Source organism: Kocuria sp. JC486 (genome assembly GCF_011602805.1).
Lineage (GTDB): Bacteria > Actinomycetota > Actinomycetes > Actinomycetales > Micrococcaceae > Kocuria > Kocuria soli.
This window is the reverse complement of record NZ_JAAOZS010000014.1, coordinates 51,153-72,697: the sequence shown is the minus strand read 5'-3', so window position 1 is coordinate 72,697 and position 21,545 is coordinate 51,153. Positions and strand designations below refer to the sequence as shown.

The window sequence follows — 21,545 nt, the reverse complement described above, 5'->3', positions numbered from 1 at the left end:
GAAGACCCGACCACGCCTTCGGCGCCGTCGTCAGTCGCTCTGGCGGCTTGACGAAAACCATAGAGGCACCCCCCGCCACAGGCATTGCTGAGAGTTCACCCGCTTGGCTCGGCGGCTCGACGGCGGACGTCGAGTCCGTTCGCACGTCACCTGCACACGATTGAGGACAACGAAGCCATGGACAGTTTCCCCACCTTGCGCCTTCTGGTGTGCGACGATCACCCCGTGGTCCGGGCGGGCATCGCCGCGCTTCTGGACACGGCGGACGGCTTCGAGGTAGTGGGCCAGGCAGCCTCCGGTGAGCAGATCCTGCGGCTGGTTCAGGACGTTCCGGCCGATCTGGTGCTCATGGACCTGCAGCTGGGGAACAGCCCGGAAACACTGCAGGGCGCAGAGGCCACAGCCCGGATCCGGTCGCAACCGGGGGCACCGCACGTCCTGGTCCTCACGAACTACGACACCGATGCCGACATTCTGGCAGCGATCGAGGCCGGGGCCTCCGGGTACCTGCTCAAAGACGCCTCACCCGATGATTTGTTGATGGCAATTCGAAAGGCTGCGGCGGGGGAGTCGGCGTTGGCCCCGACGGTCACCTCGCGCCTCATGGAGCGTGTACGGATGCCCGTGACCAAACTCAGTCCGCGCGAGCTCGACGTGCTTCATCAGGTGGCCATGGGGCATTCCAACGCCGCCATTGCCCGTGAACTCTTCCTGTCCGAGACCACGGTCAAATCCCATTTGGTGCATGTCTTCGACAAGCTCGACGTCCGTTCGCGTACCGAAGCCGTGGTCCGGGCCCGCGAGCTCGGCATCATCCGGTGAGTGCGGGGTTGTTCCGCCTATTCGCCTCAATTGGCGGAACAACCCCGAACTCGGGGAGGGGGAGAGGTCAACGAGGGCGGATGGTCACCTCGGGGAGGCCGATAGAGCCGGCTCGTTCGGCTAGTTCCGTGAATCGGGCGTCCCACTCCGGATCCGTCCAGGCACGTTCACGCCCGGACTCGGTGGCGGCCGGTGGGTGTGCCTGCCGGAGTGCGAAGTTCGTGGTGCCCACGGCCATTGCGGCCCGTAGGACCGGCTCCACATGATCGACGATCTCCGGGGTCACGGTCATACGGACCTCGTACTCGATCCCGGTGGCCAGGATCATCTCCAAGGACTGACGGATCTTCCACCAGGCCGCCGGGGCCCCGACCACATCTGAATACCGCTCGGGGTCGGCCTTCAGGTCGAAGCCCACCCAGTTCAGGACGCCCGCATCCAACAGGGCTTTGATCCGCGAGGGGTACATCCCGCCGGTGTGCAGTCCGACGTCGAATCCTGCGTCCCGCACTACCTCGGCAGCCGGGATCAGAGCTGCTTGACGCGTGGCTTCACCACCGCTGAAGACCACACCGTCCAGCAACCCGCGTCGTCGTCGTAAGAGGTCCTCGAGCTCTTCGAAGGCGACGGTCCCCGCCACCGTGGGGTCCAGGATCTCCGCGTTGTGGCAGTAGAAGCAGCGCCATGGGCACCCCTGGCAGAAGGCCGTGGCCACCAGGCGGCCCGGCATGTCCACCGTGGACAGCGGCACAAGACCCGCGATCTGCAGGTCCAGTGCCGTAGCCGTGCCTGTAGTTGCCTCGTGCGCGGTGGCGGCAGTGGAGAGCATCAGATGCCCGGCACCGTTGAGGCCGCCATCGCCGGGACCCGCGACGATGACGGAGTCAGCTGGGCAGCGTCCTCCGTGAAGAACGTCCGTTCCGCGTATTCACCCTTCTTGCCGATGTTGAACGACTGGACCGGGCGGAAGTAGCCCATCACCCGGGTCCAGACCTCACAGACCACGGGCTCCGCGGAGGGATCGGCAGCGGCACATTCCTCGCAGGTGAAGTGTTCGCCGACCAGATAACCGTGGTTGGGGCAGATCGAGAAGGTCGGCGTGATCGTGATGTACGGAAGGCGGAACCGGGTCAGAGACCGCCGGACCAGTTCCCGGCAGGCCTGTGCGGAACTCATCCGCTCGCCCATGTAGAGATGCAGCACCGTGCCACCGGTGTACTTGGACTGCAGGGCCTCCTGCAGCTCGAGCGCGCGGAACGGATCCTCGGTCGCGGCAACGGGAATCTGGGAAGAGTTGGTGTAGTACGGGTTCGTGTCCGTCCCGGCCTGCAGGATCGCGGGGGAAGCGCTTGCGGTCCTCCTTGGCGAAGCGGTACGTGGTCCCTTCCGCCGGCGTGGCCTCCAGGTTGTAGAGGTTGCCCGTTCCCTCCTGGAACTCAACCATGCGGTCGCGGACGTGGTCGAGGATCCGCAAGGACATGTCCTGACCGACCTCATCCGTGAGGTCATGCGCGTCCCCGGTGAAGTTGCGGACCATCTCGTCCATCCCGTTCACGCCCAGGGTGGAGAAGTGGTTGTTCAACTGCCCCATGTACCGCTTGGTGTAGGGGTACAGCCCGCCGTCGATCAGTTGCTGAACCACGGTGCGCCGCTGCTCCAGGACGTCCTTGCCCACGATCAGCAGGCGATCCAGTTCGGTGACCAGGCCGGCTTCATCCCCCGCGTACAGGTGACCCAGCCGGGCCATGTTCACGGTGACCACCCCGATGGATCCCGTGAGTTCCGCCGACCCGAACAGGCCGTTGCCGCGCTTGAGCAACTCGCGTAGATCCAGCTGCAGTCGGCAGCACATCGAGCGGATCATGCCCGGGTCCAGCTCCGAATTGATGAAGTTCTGGAAGTACGGAAGCCCGTACTTGGCGGTCATGGAGAACAGCAACTCCGCGTTCTCGGAGTCCCAGTCGAAATCCTTGGTCATGTTGTACGTGGGGATCGGGAAGGTGAAGACGCGCCCGTCGGCGTCGCCTTCGGACATGACCTCCATGTAGGCGCGGTTGATCATGTCCATCTCGACCTGGAGGTCTCCGTAGGTGAAGTCGCACAGCTCCTCACCGATGAGCGGGTGCTGATCGCGCAAGTCCCCGGGGCAGGTCCAGTCGAAGGTCAGATTGGTGAACGGGCACTGGGAGCCCCAGCGGCTCGGCACGTTGAGATTGAAGATCAGCTCCTGCATGTACTGGCGGACCTGGTCATGGCTGAGCGCATCCAACCGGACGAAAGGCGCCATGTAGGTGTCGAAGGAACTGAATGCCTGCGCTCCGACCCATTCGTTCTGCAGCGTGCCCAGGAAATTCACGATCTGACCGGTGGCCGAGGAGAAGTGCTTGGGTGCCTTGGCAGCAATTGCACCGGGCACTCCGTTGAAGCCCTCCTCCAACAGGCGGCGCAGTGACCAACCGGCGCAGTATCCGGTGAGCATGTCCAGGTCGTGGATGTGGATGTCGCCGTCGCGGTGCGCGCGGCCCGCCTCCTGGCTGAAAACCCGGTCCAGCCAGTAGTTGGCGATCATCTTGCCCGCCGAGTTCAGGATCAGTCCGCCGACCGAATAGCCCTGGTTCGCGTTGGCGTTGACGCGCCAGTCCGACTGGCTGAGGTACTCCTCGATGGTGTGAACGGCGTCGATGGGGGTTGACGACACAGTGGCATCCTCTCTTGGGGGTCGGGGCGGCTGGATGGTGCTGCGGTGCCGCCGGGGAAGGGCGACGCCCGAATGCCGGGCGCTCAATGAAGCTATCTCCGACCCCAAGATGTGGTGTGCACACAGTTTCAGCAACACAACATGTAGTGCTTTTTGGTCCCGGGTTGATGCGGAACGACGTCGATCGACTCCGGTTGCCAAGTTGCCACTCGCACCGCATTTCCCACTCCCCTCTCCGCCGAGTTCGGGGTTGTTCCGCCTATTCGCCTCTATAGGCGGAACAACCCCGAACTCGGCGGGTGGACGGGGGTCACTGGCGACGACGGCGGGCCTGCCGGACCAGGTGGATCAAGGCCGGCAGCTGTGCGCCGATCGGTTGGAGGTCGCGGAAGCTCACGCGGATCTCCGTCCATCCGGCGGCTTCTGTGGCGCGTAGTCGGTCTATGTCCCGGAGGCGTTGTTCGGGGGAGTCGTGGTGCGGGCCGTCCAGTTGCAGGCTGAGCCGATGTTCAATGTCCGCCAGGTCTGGCCACACCGTTCGATGTCCGGGCGCCTGAAGCTGGTGGTCCGTGATCCAGGGTGTCGTGTGGTCATAGTGCGCAAGGAGAAGCCTTGCCCGGGTTTCCAACATCGAGTCAGCTCCCACCGCGCACCGTTGCAGTGCAAGCCGAACTCTGCGGACGCCGCGCTTACCTTTCATACGATCAAGATCCGCGGACAACCCGGGCAGGCTTCGCATCGGTTCGGACCCCGCCAGCGGTCCGTTGGCGTGTTCGCAGATGATGCCGTCCAGCAGCGCCACCAGGTCGTCGTCGGAGATCCGGAACCACCGGAGTTCCCGCATGGCTGCCAGGTCGATTGCGGTCCGCGCGGGCCCGGTGCTGAGGATGCCGCCCATCGAAACCAGGTCTTCGGGCGGCAGCTCGGCACAGTGGCCGTGGACATTGTGTCCACCGGGCGGGCGGTACCCGTTGTGCCGGGTGATGTGGAGCCGCGTGTCCCTGCGCAGTGCGTCAGGGAGCCGCAGCCCGAGCAACTGCGCAGCGGTGAGATGGCTGGCCGCGCAGTCGTGCTTGGCCTCGAGCAGGCCGTGGAGTTGTGTGCGAACGCGCTCGGTCGGGTCTGCCGGAGTTTGCAGATGAGCGGGGATCCACACGCCACGGGTGAGTTGGCGGTAACCAGGGCCTTCGAGGTGGTGGGCGGTGAGCCCGAGTGAACGTGCTTCGGTGGTCGAGAAACTCCGGTTCGGAAGGTCCTCGGGTGGGGTGTGTGGTCGACGAGGCATGCCCCAGCCGACCACACCGGTCAGCGGTCCCGCCCACGGTTATCCCCGGTGCAGTATGAAACCGCCGGGGCCGCCCCGGCGTCGTCGTCCTGTGGAGCCCCAGCGCCGCAGACCCCTTCACGCGACTTCGGGGTTGTTCCGCCTATTCGGTCAAATAGGCGGAACAACCCCGAAGTCGGCGGAGGGAGGTAGGACGGAGGGAGGAAGGACGGTGGGAGCGGCGGAGGAAGGGGAGGGGAAAGGACTGCCGTCAGCTGATGACGGAATCCACCAGCGTCTTGGCCTCCTCCTGGACCTGCTTGAGGTGCTCCTCGCCGACGAACGACTCGGCGTAAATCTTGTAGACGTCCTCCGTACCGGACGGGCGGGCAGCGAACCACGCGTTGTCCGTGGTGACCTTGAGGCCACCGATCGCCTCGCCGTTGCCGGGTGCTTCGGTGAGCTTGGCGGTGATCGGATCGCCCGCCAAGGTCTCGGCGGTGACCTGCTCCGGGGAGAGCTTCTTCAACGCAGCCTTCTGCTCCCGGTTGGCCGGTGCGTCGATGCGCTGGTAGACGGGCGCACCGAACTGTTTAGTCAGTTCGGCATAGCGCTGGGACGGCGTCTTGCCCGTGACCGCGGTGATCTCGGCTGCCAACAGGGCGAGGATGATGCCGTCCTTGTCCGTGGACCACACCGATCCGTCGCGGCGCAGGAAAGAAGCACCGGCGGATTCCTCACCACCGAAGCCGATGGACCCGTCCAACAGCCCGGGCACGAAGTACTTGAAGCCCACCGGAACCTCCACCAGCTTGCGCCCCAGGGACTCGGCCACCCGGTCGATGATCGAGGAGGACACAAGCGTCTTGCCGATGCCGGCATCCGGGTTCCAGCCGTCGCGGTGCGTGTAGAGGTAGTCGATGGCCACGGCCAGATAGTGGTTCGGGTTCATGAGCCCGGTGTCGGGCGTCACGATGCCGTGGCGGTCGGTGTCGGCGTCGTTGCCGGTGGCGATGTCGTACTTGTCCCGGTTGCCGATCAGGGATGCCATGGCGTTGGCGGAGGAGCAGTCCATGCGGATCTTCTCGTCCCAGTCCAGGGTCATGAACGCCCACTGCGGATCCACGTCCGGGTTGACGATCTCCATGTTCAGCCCGTACCGGGAGGCGATCTCCTTCCAGTACTCCACCGACGCCGACCCCATGGGATCCGCGCCGATGTGCAGGTTGGATTCGCGGATGGCATCCAGGTCGATGATCTCCGGCAACTCGGAGACGTAGGAGTCCAGGTAGTCGAAGGTTCCTGTGGTCTCGGCGGCGCGGGCCCCTTCGAGCGGCAGCCGCTTGACGTCGGCGTTGCCGCCTTCCAGGAGTTGGTTGGCGCGGTCGGCGATCCACCCCGTGGCGTCCGAATCCGCGGGCCCGCCGTGGGTGGGGTTGTACTTGAACCCACCGTCCGCCGGCGGGTTGTGCGACGGCGTGATCACAATGCCGTCAGCTAGGTCCGCGTCCCGTCCTGCGTTGTACTTGAGGATTGCGTGGGACAGCGCCGGGGTGGGCGTGTAGCCGTCGCGGGAGTCCAGCAGCACGTCAACGCCGTTGGCCGCCAGGACCTGGAGCGCGGTGTCCTGCGCGACGTCGGAGAGAGCGTGCGTGTCCTTGCCCATGAACAGCGGGCCGGTGGTGCCCTGGGACGCGCGGTATTCCACGATGGCCTGCGTGATCGCGGCGATGTGGGCGTCGTTGAACGACGTCTTGAGAGAAGAGCCACGATGTCCAGAGGTCCCGAACGCCACGCGCTGGTCCGGATTGCTCAGGTCCGGTTCCCGTGAGGCGTAAGCCTCGAGGAGCTCGGCGATGTCGACAAGGTCTTCGGGAAGGGCCACGGTGCCCGCGCGATTAGCCATGGCCCCAACGGTAGTCACGCAGGTGACCGTGGTCACCTCGATGCCGCAACTGCCCGTCACATTGCGGACACGTGAGGGTACGAGGGTTGCGCCCCGGCAACGGTGGCCGCCCGGGCTGCGACCTGCATGGCCACCTCGGTGGCTTCGACCAGTCCCATGCCACCCGAGGTCGTGGCCAGCAGCGCACCCAGCACGGCGTCGCCGCAGCCGGTGGTGTCCACCGCCTGCACCTTCACGCCCGGGACTTCTGTGACCGCGGGAGCGCCGTCGTTCCCGTCACCACCCCGTGGCCCCGATTGGATGACGACGGCGCCCTCCGCGCCCAGTGTCACCACCAACGCCGGCACCCCGGTGGCCTTCCGCAGGGCGGTTCCACGTTCCTGCCAGGACCCGTCCGCCGGGGCTCCGAAGGCCTCCAGCACCTGGGCGAGCTCGTGTTCGTTGACCACCAGCACATCGGTTGCGGCCAGGAGTTCCGGTTCGGGGATCCGGAAGGGGGACGGGTTCAGGAAGACCGGAATGCCTTTGGCATGGGCGCGCTGTGCAGCCGCGATGACCGTGGCGGCCGGGACCTCGAAGGTCAGACCCAGGGCTCCTGCGTCGTCGAAGGCGGCATTGGGGATGTATTCCGGACGGAGCTCTCCGTTGGCGCCGGGTGAGATCACGATCGTGTTCTCACCGTCGGCGGCCACGGTGATGACAGCGGTGCCCGTCGGGGTGTCGGGCAGGGCGCGGATGTGGTCGGTGGACACGTCGTCCGCGCGGAGGGCGTCCAGGAGGAGGTGGCCGTGTGCGTCGTCGCCCACGGCGCCCACCAGGCGAACCTGCGCACCCAGGCGGGCTGCGGCGACCGCTTGGTTCGCGGACTTGCCGCCCGGGGCGATGGCCAGGGGGCCACCCGTGAGCGTTTCACCCGGCTTGGGATGACGCTGCGTGCGGACCACCAGATCGGCGTTGAGTGAGCCGACCACACACACGGAACCGGCGTGAATCTGCATGTCAGGCGTCCTTTCGTGCGGGCTCGCCCAGGTTCTCCACGGCGGAGACCACCAGGTCCCAGAAGCCGGCGTGGTCGAGGCCGGTGGCCACCGCCGTCGGGCAATCCTCGGGAGCCGGACCGCGCAGGTCGACCACAGTCTGTCCGGTGGTCAGTTCGCCGTGAAGCTCCACGTCCACCGGTGCACGCCGCGTGGGCACCAGGTCCGGCGCGATGACCTGGGCAACGGCGACGGGATCGTGGCACGGCGGGTTCTCGAAGGCCTGATTGTGCTTGTAGGCATCGCGGTAGCTGCGGATCAGTTCGACGGCGATGTCACCCAGGCGCGTGCCCAGGCCCGCGAACCGAGCCTCGATCTCCGGGGTCGCCAACGCCTGGTGGGTGGCATCCAGGCCGACCATGGTCACGGGCCAGCCCGCGGTGAACACCGCCCGGGCTGCCTCCGGGTCCACGGCGATGTTGAACTCCGCGACCGGTGTCAGGTTGCCCGTGGCGACCCCGCCGCCCATCAGGACGACTTCCTGGGTGTGCTCGACCAGCTGCGGGAACTGCCGGATGGCCAAGGCCAGGTTGGTCAACGGGCCGGTGGCGATGATCGTGACCTCGCCGGGGGCGTTGGACAGGACGGTTTGGGCGATGACTTCGACCGCGTGGCGCTCGTCCAGGGGGTGACGAGGTTCCGGGAGCTGCACCAGGCCCAGGCCAGTGTCCCCGTGCACGTGTCCGGCGGTCAGCGGGTCGCGGACCAGCGGGCGTTCAGCTCCGGCGGCCACCGGGATCCAGTCCATACCCAGCTCATCGGCCAGCGACAGGGCGTTGCGGGTGACCTTTTCCAACGTCTGGTTGCCGCCGCACACCGTCACGGCCAGGACGTCCAGCTCGGGGCTGCCGTGGGCCAGCATGAGGGCCAGGGCGTCGTCCACCCCGGGGTCGCAGTCGATGATCACTTTGCGGGTCATGACTCCAACTTAGTGCGCCGATTTCGGGGTTGTTCCGCCTATTGGGGCGAATAGGCGGAACAACCCCGAAGTCGGCGGGGGCGGTGGGGACGGCGGTCAGCCGATCTGCAGTTCGCCCATCTCGTCCCAGTCGTCGCCCTCGATCTGACGGGAGATGATCTTGGGGGTCGCGCGCAGGTACTCCGGGAACTCCTGAGTCATCTTCTCGAAGTGCACGGAGTTCACGTGGGCTTCGGCGGCGCCGTCGTCAAAGGCCTCGACCAGCACGAATTCGTAGGGGTCCTCGAGCGAACGCGACCAGTCGAACCACTTGTTGCCCGGCTCGGCGCGGGTGGCGTCCGTGAACTCTCGCACCACCTCCGGCCACTGGTCGACGTACTCGGGCTTCACGGGAAACTTCACGACGATGAAAATCACGCGGAATCACTCCTCTGGTTCGCGGTGGGTCATGCCTTGATGTGGGTCAACGGTGGTCCGTGGACCGGGCGTCTCACCGATCGTGGCACACCCTGACGGGCCATTGCTACGACGTCGAAACGCTCGCGGGGAGCCCGACGTCCAGCTGACCCCGTACCTGCTCCGCCAAAGCCAGCAACCCGACGTCGGCACCGGGGCGCCCGATGAGCTGGACCCCCATGGGGACCCGCGATTCACTGAACTCGGACCGTTCCCACGTGGTCGGCAGCACGACGGCGGGCAGCCCCACCACGTTGATCAACGAGGTGAAGGGTGTATAGCGGCACTGCCGTTCATAGTCCTGCGCGGCGGAGGCCGGATCGGCGGGGTCGAATCCCTCCCACCACCACCCCAGCGGACGTGGAGTCTGGGCCAAAGCGGGGGTCAGGATCACGTCGTAGGCGTCCCAGGCCTGGATCGTCGCCTTTTCGATCTCCCGCAACGTGCGGATGGCGACCGCCAACTCGGCGGCCGATCGCTCCAGCGCCGCATGCCGGTAGTGCTTCGCCAGCCCGGTGAGCAGTCCCTCCTGCTCGCCGGTCAACCGTGCGGTGCCGAGCGAGGTGGTCCACAGTGCGAAGAAGGCCTCCGGGTAGCGCGGGTCGAAGCGCAGATCCGCCTCCTGGACTGAGTGCCCGGCGGCCCGCAGCGCATCGATTCCGGTGGCCAGCGCGGACATCGCCTCCGGAGACACGGGGGTGGGATGCGCGGACTCGAAGGCCGAGGCCGTGCTGACTCCGATGCGCAACGGCCGTTCGCCCCAGGGGAATCGTCCAGCCGCAGCACCGCGAACGACGTCGGCCGCGGGGGAGGTGTCCTCGATGGCGGTCCGGAACCGACCGTCCGGTGGTCCCACCACGGTGTCGAGGTCGGAGTTGTGCCACGGGTCCGACGTCGCGTGCCCACCGGGAGCTGCCGTGGGGCGGAACAGGCGATTGCCGTCCGTAGCAGACGGAACACGGGCCGTCAGGCCGTCGAGGATCATGGCGGCATCGGCCGGGGTCCGCGCGATCGGCCCCTGAACCGCGAGTTGCGCCTGATCGTTCAGGGCGTCGCCCACCGGCACCTGCCCGCGCGACGGCTTCAACCCGATCAGTCCGCAGGCCGCAGCGGGTATCCGGATCGACCCCCCGCCGTCGGAGCCGACCGCAGCGGGCAGTACCCCGGCGGCCACGGCCGCCGCCTGGCCACCCGAAGACCCACCCGACCCGCATTCCGGGTCGAACGGATTGCGCGACGGCGCCCCCACCAGGTTCTCGCTGTAACAGTTCAGCCCGAACTCCGGCACCTGGGTCTTGGCGAAGACCAAGGCGCCGTGGGCGCGGTGGAGGGCTGCGACGTCGTCGTCCGCCGGGGTCGTGGGCGCCGAACCCGGACCGTCCGGCGCCAGGACCCGGGAACCCTGGGTGGTCGGCAGCCCCGCCACCTCCTGGAGGTCCTTGAGCGCGAGCGGCAGACCGTGCCATCGCCCACGGGCCCAGGCGGGTAGCGCGTCCAGGACTGTTGCCGCGTCCCGGACGGAGGCGGCGGATTCGATGTGCACGAAAGCCCCGAGCCCGGGCCCGGACGAGGGGTTCTCCACGGTGACGGCGCGCTCGCGGACCGCCGTCGCAATCTTCGTGGCCGTGACCCTGCCGTGGCGCAGTGCGTCCCGCAGCGCCACGGCGTCCGTCAGAAGGTCGTCACTTGCCGTGTTTGACGATGGCATCCGAGAGGATCTCCAGGCCTTCGCGCAGCAGTTCGTCGGTGATGGTCAGGGGCGGCAGCAGGCGCACGATGTTGCCGTGGGTGCCGCAGGTCAGGATGATCACACCCCGCGCCAGGCACTCGGCGGCCACGGCCTTGGCCAGCTCAGGGTTGGGTTCGCGGGTGCCGGGCTGGACGAACTCGAGGGCGATCATGGCGCCGCGTCCGCGGATCTCGCCGACCACCTCCGTGCCGTCCACCAACGAGTCGAGGGAGGCGTGGGTCACCGCCTCGATGTGCTTGGCGCGGGATTTCAGATCCCATTCCTCGATGGTGTCCAGGGCGCCGATCGCCGCGGCGCAGGCCACCGGATTGCCACCGTAGGTGCCACCCAGGCCGCCGCCGTGCACGGCGTCCAGCAGTTCCGCCCGACCGACGACCGCGGACAGCGGCATCCCGCCGGCCACGCCCTTGGCCACTGTGATCAGATCCGGGATCACGCCTTCGTGCTCCACGGCGAACCATTCACCGGTCCGGGCCACACCCGACTGCACCTCGTCCGCGATGAACAACGCGCCGTTGTCCGTGCACCATTCGGCCAGGGCGGGCAGGAACCCGTCGGCCGGGACGATGAACCCGCCCTCACCCTGGATGGGTTCGATGACCACGGCCGCAACGTTGGCCGCACCGATCTGCTTGTCGACCATCTCCAGTGCGCGTTTGGCGGCTTCCGGGCCGGACATGCCTTCCGGATCGCGGAACGGGTAGGACATGGGAACGCGGTAGATCTCCGGGGCGAACGGACCGAAGCCGTTCTTGTACGGCATGTTCTTGGCCGTCATGGCCATGGTGACGTTGGTGCGCCCGTGGTAGGCGTGGTCGAAGACCACAATCGCGTCACGACCCGTGGCCACACGGGCGATCTTGACCGCGTTCTCCACGGCCTCCGCGCCCGAGTTGAACAGGGCCACCTTCTTCGCGTGGTCGCCGGGCGTGATCTCGGCCAGGCGTTCGGCCACCTCCACGTAGCCCTCGTACGGCGTGACCATGAAGCACGTGTGGGTGAAGTGCTCCACGGAGTCCTTGACCTTCTCGACCACCTTGGGGGCCGAGCCACCCACCGTGGTCACGGCAATGCCCGACCCGAAATCGATCAGCGAGTTGCCGTCCACGTCCACCACCACACCGCCGTCGACGTCGGCCGCGTACACCGGCACCGACGACGCCACACCCGCCGCGATCACGGAGGTGCGCCGCTGGGAGAGCTCCTGGGACCTGGGGCCCGGGAACTCCGTGACGATCTCGCGCTTCTGCGGAAGCCGGTACTGGATCTCGCTCATCGACAGTCCTTTCGTGCGCTGCCCCGGCATCTGGATCGTTCAAGGGCCACAGGGGGATGGGGCGAGGAGGAGTTGTGTGGGCATCGTCTCACGACTCCGGTCGTGGCAACCGAAGAAGGTGGAAAGTTCCCAGAGCGGAAGCTGAGTGGTACGGTCCACATTGGAAACGTTTCCAATGGCGGTTCGTTCGGTCCGGGGAGGGGCACATGTCGCGCACGACGATCAAAGACGTCGCCGCCGAGGCCGGGGTCTCGCTGGGTACGGCGTCACGTGCGCTCTCCGGCAACGGCAGCATTGCCGCGCCGACGCGGGAGCGTGTTCTGGCGGCGGCCCGTCGGTTGAACTTCGTCCCGAATGCGCAGGCCGGTTCTCTGCGATCGGAGCGCACACGCACCATCGGGTTGTTGATCCCTGACATCCGCAACCCCTTCTTCGCCGAGCTCGCCCACGTGGTGGAACGGCGCGCACGGTCGGAGGGCCTCAGTGTCATGCTGTGCAGCGCCGACGAGGACCCCCAACAGATGCACGATTACGCCACGGTGCTGCGGCGCCAGCGCGTGGACGGCATCATTGTGGCCCCCTTCTCCACGGCCAGAGACTCCTTGCGAGAACTTCAGGGCAGCGGCACACCGCTGGTGTTTCTCGATCGCACCATCCCTGGGATGGGGGTCCCCGCCGTCGTTTCCGACACCCGAGACGCCATCGCAGATGCCGTGAGGTACCTGGTGGACCAGGGGGCTCACAGGATCGGCTACATTTCGGGGCCTTCGGAGACGACGACGGGCGTTGAGCGATTGGCTGAATTCCGTGCCGCAGCTGCAGCCTCCGGGGTCGACATCGAAATCGCCCACGGGGATTTCCAAGAGCACTCAGGCCGGCTCGGAATGCGCTCGCTGTTGGCGCGGGGCGTGGACGGCGTCCTTGCCTCCGACTCCCTCATGACCATCGGCGCGTTCAAGGAATGCCGCGCGGCCGGCGTCAAGCCTGTCCAAGATCTGCCGTTCGTCGGCTTCGACGACATCGCGCCCTTCGCGCTGTTGCAACCCTCGCTGCCGCTCATCTGTCAGGACCTCCACTCCATGGGGACCGCCGCTGTTCAGATGCTCCTGACCCAACTGGCCGGCGTGACCTCATCCCAGGAACTTCGCCTGGAGGCCCACCTCAAACTTCCCTCCGGCTCGGAGGCGGACAGTGCTCAACCCATCGATCCACATCACCACGAGAGCTGAGGTCAGTACTCATGCCCGATCAGAGAACACCCCTGCTCACGCTGAAATCCGTGAGCAAGTCCTTCGGCCCCGTCAAGGTCATCGACGACGTCACCGTGGACGTGCGTGCCGGTGAGGTCGAAGTCCTGCTGGGGGAGAACGGCGCCGGGAAGTCCACCCTGATCAAGATGATGTCCGGGATCTACCAACCGGACACCGGACGGATCCTGGTCGACGGCCAACCGGTTCACCTTCCCGACGTGAAGGCCGCGGAAGCGCACGGAATCGCGACCATCCACCAGGAACTCAACCTGGTGCCCCAGTTGAGCGTCGCGGAGAACATCACCCTGGGACGGACACCGCAACGGTTCGGGGTCGTCGACAAGCCTCGGATGAATGCGGTCGCCCGCGAAGCGCTCGAACGGATCGGACTGGACGTTCCGCTGGCCAAGCCGGTCGGGGAACTCGGGGTCGCTCGCCAACAGTTGGTCGAGATCGCCAAGGCGCTGTCCCAGGACGCTCGACTCCTGATCCTGGATGAGCCCACGGCTGCCCTGACCGGGCGTGAGATCGATGCGCTGTTCGAGGTCGTCGACGACCTCAAGCGCCGCGGCGTGGGAATGGTCTTCATCTCTCACCACCTGGACGAGATCCCGCGGATCGGGGACTCCATCTCCGTGCTGCGTGACGGACAGTTCGTGGCGCAGGTCCCGGCCAACACGTCACAGGACAATCTGATCGCCCTCATGGTGGGGCGCGATATCGACGACCAGTTTCCCCGGAAGCGCCCGGAGGAGCAGGGCGAGCCGCTGCTCGAGGTACAGGGTCTGAGCTCCGGAGAGGCCTTCGAGGACGTCAATTTCTCGGTCCACGCCGGTGAGGTCCTGGGCATTGCCGGACTGGTGGGTGCAGGGCGTACCGAAGTCCTCCGCGCGATCTTCGGCGTCGATCCATATGACTCAGGGTCCGTGACGCTGCAAGGCAAGGCGCTGCCGCCGCACGACGTTGGGCGTTCCATCGCCGAGGGTTTGGGGCTCGTCCCGGAGGACCGGAAGTCCCAGGGACTGGTCCTCGATGCCAGCGTGGGGGACAACGCGGGACTCGCCACCCTCCGCTCGACCTCGAAGTTCGGGCTGGTCGACCGAAGCGGACAACGATCCCGTGCGCAGGTCGTGACGGACCAACTGGCCGTTCGAATGGCCGGTTTGGACCAGCCCATTCGGGACCTCTCCGGCGGCAACCAACAGAAGGTCGTGTTCGCCCGGTGGGTCATGGCCGATGCCAAGGTCCTTCTGCTCGACGAACCGACCCGCGGTGTCGACGTCGGCGCCAAGGTCGAGATCTACGAGCTGATCAACGAAATCACGTCCCTGGGCGGCGCAGTGGTCATGGTGTCCAGCGAACTGCCTGAAGTGCTCGGCATGAGCGACCGGGTGCTCGTGATGAGCAACGGACGCGTGGCAGGCGTCCTGGATGCCGACGACGCCACGGAGGACTCGGTCATGGCCCTGGCCGTCTCCGAAGTCACCTCAGCTGTCACAGCATCAGAGCCCTCCACCAAATCCGCGGGCACCCCCTCCTGATCCGCCGCAATACCCCGGGAATCGCAAGATCCTGAGAAAGGAGTTGCGGCCATGACCGCGACCGCCACGTCCAACACCAAGCCCGCCGACCGCCCGAACCGACCGAGCGGGGCAGCCCGCCTGGGTCAGTGGGCCATGAACAACGGGGCCCTCGTGGGCCTGATCCTCCTCTGCCTCGCGCTGTTCATCGCAACCCCCGACTTCCTGAAACTCGACAACCTGGTCAACATCGGAATCCAGGCCTCGGTTGTGGCGATCATGGCCTTCGGCATGACTTTCGTGATCGTCACGGCCGGCATCGACCTCTCCGTGGGTGCGGTTGCTGCGCTGGGTGCGATGGTCTCCGCCTACTCGTTCAGCACGCTCGGGCTGCCCGGTATCCTCACACTGTTCATCGGACTGTTGATCGGCGCACTCGCCGGAGCCATCTCCGGACTGTCGATCGCCTACGGCAAGCTGCCCGCGTTCATCGCAACCCTGGCCATGATGAGCGTGGCCCGCGGTCTGACCCTGGTCATCTCCGACGGGACCCCGATTCCGACCTCCGGTTCCGTGTCCCTTCTGGGCAGCAGCATCGGGGCGTTCCCCGTCCCGATCATCGCCATGGTGATTGCCGGTCTGCTCTGCTGGTTCGTGCTCTCCCGAACGGTCCTCGGCCGTTCCATGTACGCCATCGGCGGCAACGAGGAGGCCGCGCGGCTCTCCGGTCTGCCCGTCAAGCGCATCCTCGTGACGGTTTACGCCCTCGCCGGACTCTTTGCCGGTCTGGCCGGCATGGTGCTTGCGGGGCGTCTTTCCTCTGCGGGCCCGCAGGCGGGTGTGGGGTACGAGTTGGACGCCATTGCCGCCGTCGTGATTGGTGGTGCGTCGCTGTCCGGAGGCTCCGGACGCGCCACGGGGACCCTGGTGGGCGCGATCCTGCTCGCAGTGATCCGCAACGGTCTGAACCTCCTGAACGTGTCCTCGTTCTGGCAGCAGGTGGTCATCGGCTTGGTCATCGCCCTGGCGGTCGGCTTCGACGTCCTGCGTCGCAAGACCGCCCGCTGATCGAGCCTTCCGAGCGAGGAGATCACCATGAACACCATCACCCAACACCTGACCAGCAGGCGCGACTTCCTGGCCCTCACCACGGCGACCGTGGCCGGGGTGGCACTGACGGGCTGTAACCGTGGCGAACGCCCGGACCGCATCACCTTGGCAGTGTCCACCCAGACCAACCCGTTCTTCGTCCAGCTGATCAACGGGGCAGAAACGGAGGCCGAGGCGCAGGGCATCGAGCTCAACGTCCAGGATGCCTCCGACGACGCGGCGCGCCAGGCGGACCAGATCGCCACCGCGATCACCCAAGACGTGGACGTCGTGATCGTGAACCCCACGGATTCCGACGCCGTGTCCGTCTCCGTCGAAGCCTTGAACGAGGCCGGAATCCCCGCCATCGCCGTCGACCGGGACGCGACCTCCGGGGAACTGGCGAGCTTCGTGGCCTCCGACAACGTGGCCGGAGGAACCCAGGCCGCCCGAACGTTGGCCGAGGCGCTCGGGAAGAAGGGGGAGGTCATCGTCATCCAGGGCGTCCCGGGATCCTCCGCTTCCCGCGACCGTGGCAAAGGGTTCACGGACGGCATTAAGGAGTTCCCGGACATCACGATTGGCGCGCAACAAACCGCGAACTTCGACCGAGCGGAGGGCCTGGACGTTGCCACCAACCTCATGCAGGCCCACCCGGAGGCCGTGGGGATCTTCTGCGAGAACGACGAAATGGCACTCGGCGCCGTGGAGGCGCTGGGTGCCCGGGCGGGCACAGAGGTCTTCGTGGTCGGCTTCGACGGCACGGTCGAAGGTGTGCAGGCCGTGGCCGACGGCTCGATGCTCGCCACGATCGCCCAGCAGCCCGAAGAGCTGGGCAAGCAGGCCGTTCTGGAAGCCATCAAACTGATCCGCGGCGATCAAGCCGCCCCAGAGGTCTCGGTGGACGTCGTGACGGTCACCGAGGAGAACGTGGGTGACTACCAGTGACCGGGAACAAGCAGGATTCCATGGCCGGGATCGTGGTGGTGGGCTCGATCAACGTGGACCTGTCCGCCCATGTACTCCGGCACCCGCTGCCCGGTGAAACCGTCCACGGGACCGGCGGGCACATGCTGCCCGGTGGCAAGGGCGCCAACCAGGCGGTCGCCGCCGCGCGCCTGGGTGGTTCCGTCACGATGGTCGGTGCGGTCGGCACGGATGCTTCGGCCGATATCGCCTTGAGTTGTCTGCGCGAATCCGGAGTCGATCTCACTCATGTCGCCCGCGTCGACGGGCCCACCGGGCTGGCCGTGGTCACGGTCGACCAGCAGGGCGAGAACTCCATCGTGGTGATCTCCGGAGCAAACTCCACTGTGGACGCACACCGTGTGAACGATGCTGCCGAGGTGATCCGGGGTGCGGCCGTCGTCGTGTGCCAGGGGGAAATCCCGGCGGAGGGGGTTGAAACGCTACCGGGGCTCGCCACGGGGCGTTTCCTGCACAACCCCGCTCCGGTCCTGGACCTGGACCGAGAGGCCTTGCTGGCCTCAGACCCGCTCGTGGTCAACGAACACGAAGCGGCACTGGTCCTGGAGCAGCTCGACAGCCGCCTGCCCGCAGCGGCCGACCCTGAAGAACTCGTTGCATTGCTCAGGGCCACCGGAATCCCCTCCGTCGTCCTCACCCTGGGCGCCAAGGGGTCGCTGGTTTCCGACGACGACGGCACCCACAAGGTCCCCGCCGCCCCCGTTCACGCGGTGGACACCACCGGCGCAGGTGACGCTTTCATCGGTGCGCTCGCGGTGGGGCTGGCCCGGGGGGAGAGACTGTGCGACGCGGCCTGCACGGCTTCACGGGTCGGCGCGTTCGCGGCCACTGGAATCGGCGCCCAGCCCAGCTACCCGTCCGTCACGGATAACCTCCCGCAGCTGGGGGGTACGGCGTGAAACGGGGCGGAATCCTGCATGCCCAGCTCAACGAACGGATCGCCCGCTTGGGCCATACGGACACGTTTGTGATCGGCGACCGGGGCCTGCCGGTTCCCCCGGGCGTCGAGTGCGTGGACCTGGCCGTGATCACGGGGGTTCCGAGCTTTGCGGAGGTACTGGAGGCAGTTCTGGCGGAAGTCGAGGTGGAGGCTGCTGTCATTGCAGCTGAAGCAGACACGTCGCCCGTGCGTCAGGTGTTGGCCCGCAACCTTCCGGAGGCTCGGCGGGTCCCGCACGAGGAGTTCAAAGAACTGACCCGGCAGGCGCGTTTCGTCGTGCGCACCGGGGAGGCCACACCCTACGCGAATGCCATCCTGCGATGCGGGGTCCCGTTCTGAGCAGATCCGGGCCACACGCCCAGCAGAACCGTGCCTCAGGCGGGCAGTTCTGACAGGGAAAAGGCCACTTCGCCTGCGCTGAAGTGGCCTTTTCCCTGTCGAACCTGTCAAACCTGTCAGAGGTGCTCGATGGTCAGCTCCAGGGGCTCTCGACGCCGATGTACTGCACCGTGCTGTACTCCTCGATGCCCTCGGCCCCGCCCTCGCGGCCCACACCGGACTGCTTGACGCCTCCGAAGGGTGCCGCGGCGTTGGAGATGACCCCGACGTTCAGCCCCATGAGGCCGAACTCGATGCGGTCGGCCACACGGTAGGCGCGCTTGTAGTCCTCCGTGAACACGTAGGAGGCCAGCCCGTACTCGGTGGTGTTGGCGATCCGGACGGCGTCGTCCTCGTCCTTGAACGTGATGACCGGGGCCACGGGGCCGAAGATCTCCTCGCAGGAGACCCGGGCGTCTTCCGGCACGTCGGCCAGGACGGTGGGGGCGTAGAAGTACCCCTTGTCACCCACGCGGTGACCGCCGGTGACCACGCGGGCGCCCTTGGCCACGGCGTCGTCGACGAACGCGGTGACGGACTCCAGCGCGTTCGAATCCACCAGGGGTCCCACCTTGGTGTCCTCCAACGTTCCGTCGCCCACGGTGAGCCCGGCCAGCGTGGTGGCGAACTTCTCCATGAACTCCTCGGCCACGGACTCGTGAACCAGAATGCGGTTGGCGGCGGTGCAGGCCTCGCCCATGTTGCGCATCTTGGCCGCCACGGCTCCGGTCACGGCCTTGTCCAGGTCGGCGTCGTCGAACACCAGCAGGGGGCCGTTGCCGCCCAACTCCATGGAGGTCCGCAGGACGTTGTCGGCGGCGTCCTTGATGAGCTGCTTGCCCACGGGGGTCGATCCGGTGAACGAAACCTTGCGCAGGCGCGGGTCCGCCATGATCGGCTTGGAGACCGCCGACGCGGACTTGGAAGAGACCACGTTGAGCACACCGGCGGGCAAACCGGCGTCGATCATGATCTGCGCGAAGTACTGCGAGGTCAGCGGGGTCAGCTTGGCCGACTTGAGCACCATGGTGCAGCCTGCCGCGACGGCGGGGGAGACCTTGCGAGTGGCCATGGCCAGCGGGAAGTTCCACGGGGTGATCAGGTAGCAGGGGCCCACGGGCTTGTGCCGGATCACCATCTGCAGGTTGCCCTCGGGGGTGGATGCGGTGCGGCCGTAATGCCGGACCGTTTCTTCGGAGAACCATCGCAGGAACTCTCCGCCGTAGGTGATCTCCCCGTTGGCCTCGGCCAGGGGCTTGCCCATTTCCAGGGTCATCAGCAGCGCCAGGTCTTCGCGGCGCTCCTGGACCAGATCGAAGGCGCGGCGCAGGATCTCGGCGCGCTCCCGGGGCGCGGTCCGGGCCCAGTCCTCCTGTGCCTCGGCCGCGGCGTCCATGGCGGCTTGTGCGTCCTCGGGCGTCGCGGAGGCCAGAGTGGCCAGGACCTCCCCGGTGGCGGGGTTTTCGACGTCGAAGGTCCCGCCGTCCGAGGCGTCCCGCCAGGTCCCGTTGATCAACAGGCCTTTGGGCGTCCTGGCAAGCAGATCGCGGATCTGTTCTGCGGACACGGAGGGGGCTCCGGTGGCGACGGCGGTGTGTTCGGCCATGGGGGTTGGTCTCCTTCTGCGGCTGTCGTCATCGACAGGCATGGACGTCCGGCGGGCAGGGGCTCACCGGCAGGTTCTGGATCATCCTAGGCATGCGTCTGCCCGGATTATCAGGGGGCCAGGGCCGCTGATTTGGTGCACAGCGCACCGTTCCCGCGGTGGGACTCAGCGACTCTTGGCTGCGATCAGGCGCGACTCCGCATCCGCGCCGGGACCGATGCCGCGCGGGATCCGGACCAGGAACACCAAGCCGAGCACCCACCACAAGCCGAAGACCACGTAAGGCGGCACGGTCAGCGACGCGGGCATCCCGGGGATGTAAAGCGACAGCAGGGCCGCGCACAGTAGAACCGAGAGACCGCCGATGAACATGCCCCCGTGTCCGCGGCCACCGATCCGGAAGGGGCGGGGCATGTTCGGTTCACGCCGACGCAGGATCACGAACACGATCGACACCATGAAGTAGGCCATCACGATCGACGGCGACCCGGAATCCACCAGCCAGCCCAGCATCTCCTGACCGAAGAACGGCGCCACCGCGGAGATCACGCCCACGAACAGCAGCGCGTTGACCGGGGTGCCGAACCGCGGATGGATCCTGGCGAACCAGGTGGGGATCATCCGGGAAGCACCCAGCGCCCAGAGCAGACGGCTGGCGCCCATGAGCAAGGAGTTCCACGAGGTCAGGATGCCTGCCAGACCACCGGCCAACAGAAGATTGGCGAAGACCTGGGAATCGAAGGCCGCTCCGATGGCATCGGCCACGGCAATGTCCGCCACGGCAAGCTCGCCAGCGGGAAGGGAGGCGGAGGTGGCCAGGACCACCACGACGTACCAGACGGCGGCCATCATCACGGCGACCACGATCGTGGCGCCGAGCTTCTTGGCCGGAATGTGCATCTCTTCGGAGACCTGCGGAATCACGTCGAAGCCCACGAACAGGAACGGCACCACCACCAGGACCAGGAAGAATCCGCCCAAGCCGCCCGTGAAGGCGGGCTCCATGTTCCCCGCGGAGCCTCCGGTGAACGCGCCGAACACCATCATCGCGCCGATGATCAGCAGGAACAGGACCACGAAGGTCTGCACCACGGAGGCCTGTTTGACGCCGATGATGTTGATCCCCGTGATGATCACCGCGAAGACCGTGCCCACGAGGGCCCACACGAGGTACACCTCCGAGCCCGCGACCTCCCACAGTTTGACGTGTTCGAGCAGGCCCGGGGCAATGTAGCCGATGGTGCGCGGCACAGCCACCGCCTCGAAGGCCACGATGGTGATATACCCGACCGTGATGGCCCACGAGCCCACGAACGCCCACCGGGCACCCATGCCTCGCATGAGGTAGTTGTGCTCACCACCGGCGGCGGGCATGGCCGCGACTAGTTCGCCGTACACCAGGCCGACGACCGCCATGATGGCCCCGCCTGCGAGCATGGCCAGCACGGCGCCCCACGTTCCGGCGTCGTTGATCCACCCGCCCGTCAGGATGACCCAGCCGAAGCCGATCATCGCGCCGAAACCGAGCATGATCGCATCCAGCGCGCCGAGGACCTTCTTGAACCCACGGTCGTGATGATCGTGCCCGTGGGAATCGTGTGGTGGTCGCTCGGTGATGTTTCCGGAATCCATGGGTGAATGGTAGAG

General features: G+C 66.8%; 17 protein-coding genes and 1 pseudogene. 7 read left to right on the top strand and 11 right to left on the bottom strand.

Translation table 11 applies throughout. From position 1 onward, the window contains the following. The first annotated feature begins 177 nt into the window (after positions 1-177). Positions 178-822, top strand: coding sequence for a response regulator transcription factor (locus GWK18_RS08695; RefSeq protein WP_166834643.1), 645 nt, complete (start codon positions 178-180; stop codon positions 820-822). Positions 823-889: 67 nt separating this feature from the next. Here the strand turns inward: GWK18_RS08695 and GWK18_RS08690 are convergent, their stop codons facing one another. The 9 genes and pseudogenes from GWK18_RS08690 to gabT form a co-directional block, all read right to left on the bottom strand. After that, a complete protein-coding gene (locus tag GWK18_RS08690; RefSeq protein ID WP_166834641.1) occupies positions 890-1,651 on the bottom strand; it encodes an anaerobic ribonucleoside-triphosphate reductase activating protein in 762 nt (253 codons plus the stop codon). Further along, positions 1,651-3,520, bottom strand: a pseudogene (locus GWK18_RS08685) (ribonucleoside triphosphate reductase). Before GWK18_RS08685 ends, GWK18_RS08690 begins: the two are co-directional and overlap by 1 nt. Positions 3,521-3,830: 310 nt before the next feature. Next, entirely contained in the window at positions 3,831-4,805 is a 975-nt protein-coding gene (locus GWK18_RS08680; RefSeq protein WP_166834639.1) for a hypothetical protein, read from the bottom strand. A gap of 250 nt (positions 4,806-5,055) precedes the next feature. Further along, positions 5,056-6,690 carry a phosphoglucomutase (alpha-D-glucose-1,6-bisphosphate-dependent) gene (pgm, locus tag GWK18_RS08675; RefSeq protein ID WP_166834637.1) on the bottom strand — a complete coding sequence of 545 codons (1,635 nt, stop codon included), beginning with the start codon at positions 6,688-6,690 and terminating at the stop codon, positions 5,056-5,058. A 56-nt stretch (positions 6,691-6,746) separates the two neighbouring features. Then, positions 6,747-7,688, bottom strand: a complete 942-nt coding sequence (locus tag GWK18_RS08670; RefSeq protein ID WP_166834635.1) for a ribokinase — start codon at positions 7,686-7,688, stop codon at positions 6,747-6,749. 1 nt (position 7,689) lies between these two features. Continuing rightward, positions 7,690-8,646, bottom strand: a complete 957-nt coding sequence (locus GWK18_RS08665) for a nucleoside hydrolase (RefSeq protein WP_166834633.1) — start codon at positions 8,644-8,646, stop codon at positions 7,690-7,692. 96 nt (positions 8,647-8,742) lie between these two features. Then, entirely contained in the window at positions 8,743-9,063 is a 321-nt protein-coding gene (locus GWK18_RS08660) for a putative quinol monooxygenase (RefSeq protein WP_123825389.1), read from the bottom strand. 106 nt (positions 9,064-9,169) lie between these two features. After that, positions 9,170-10,810 carry an amidase gene (locus GWK18_RS08655; RefSeq protein WP_166834631.1) on the bottom strand — a complete coding sequence of 547 codons (1,641 nt, stop codon included), beginning with the start codon at positions 10,808-10,810 and terminating at the stop codon, positions 9,170-9,172. Next, positions 10,785-12,128 carry a 4-aminobutyrate--2-oxoglutarate transaminase gene (gabT, locus tag GWK18_RS08650; protein WP_166834629.1) on the bottom strand — a complete coding sequence of 448 codons (1,344 nt, stop codon included), beginning with the start codon at positions 12,126-12,128 and terminating at the stop codon, positions 10,785-10,787. The genes GWK18_RS08655 and gabT overlap by 26 nt, the downstream gene beginning before the upstream one ends. Positions 12,129-12,334: 206 nt before the next feature. Here gabT and GWK18_RS08645 point away from each other — a divergent pair, with 206 nt between their 5' ends. The 6 genes from GWK18_RS08645 to rbsD are packed head-to-tail and all read left to right on the top strand — an operon-like array spanning position 12,335 to position 18,253. Beyond that, positions 12,335-13,357: a LacI family DNA-binding transcriptional regulator gene (locus GWK18_RS08645; protein ID WP_166834627.1), complete on the top strand. Its 1,023-nt coding sequence runs from the start codon at positions 12,335-12,337 to the stop codon at positions 13,355-13,357. Between the two features lie 11 nt (positions 13,358-13,368). Next, entirely contained in the window at positions 13,369-14,919 is a 1,551-nt protein-coding gene (locus GWK18_RS08640; protein ID WP_123825385.1) for a sugar ABC transporter ATP-binding protein, read from the top strand. Positions 14,920-14,970: 51 nt separating this feature from the next. After that, positions 14,971-15,966, top strand: coding sequence for an ABC transporter permease (locus tag GWK18_RS08635; RefSeq protein ID WP_123825384.1), 996 nt, complete (start codon positions 14,971-14,973; stop codon positions 15,964-15,966). A gap of 27 nt (positions 15,967-15,993) precedes the next feature. Then, positions 15,994-16,935 carry a substrate-binding domain-containing protein gene (locus GWK18_RS08630; RefSeq protein WP_166834625.1) on the top strand — a complete coding sequence of 314 codons (942 nt, stop codon included), beginning with the start codon at positions 15,994-15,996 and terminating at the stop codon, positions 16,933-16,935. Beyond that, positions 16,932-17,873: a ribokinase gene (locus tag GWK18_RS08625; protein ID WP_348535902.1), complete on the top strand. Its 942-nt coding sequence runs from the start codon at positions 16,932-16,934 to the stop codon at positions 17,871-17,873. The genes GWK18_RS08630 and GWK18_RS08625 overlap by 4 nt, the downstream gene beginning before the upstream one ends. Beyond that, positions 17,870-18,253: a D-ribose pyranase gene (rbsD, locus tag GWK18_RS08620; protein WP_166834623.1), complete on the top strand. Its 384-nt coding sequence runs from the start codon at positions 17,870-17,872 to the stop codon at positions 18,251-18,253. Before GWK18_RS08625 ends, rbsD begins: the two co-directional genes overlap by 4 nt. A gap of 133 nt (positions 18,254-18,386) precedes the next feature. On the opposite strand, the gene GWK18_RS08615 is transcribed toward rbsD, so the two are convergent. Beyond that, on the bottom strand, positions 18,387-19,898 hold the full coding sequence (locus tag GWK18_RS08615) for an NAD-dependent succinate-semialdehyde dehydrogenase (protein ID WP_166834621.1): 1,512 nt from the start codon (positions 19,896-19,898) through the stop codon (positions 18,387-18,389). 165 nt (positions 19,899-20,063) lie between these two features. Beyond that, positions 20,064-21,530: an APC family permease gene (locus GWK18_RS08610; RefSeq protein ID WP_166834619.1), complete on the bottom strand. Its 1,467-nt coding sequence runs from the start codon at positions 21,528-21,530 to the stop codon at positions 20,064-20,066. Between the last annotated feature and the right edge of the window lie 15 nt (positions 21,531-21,545).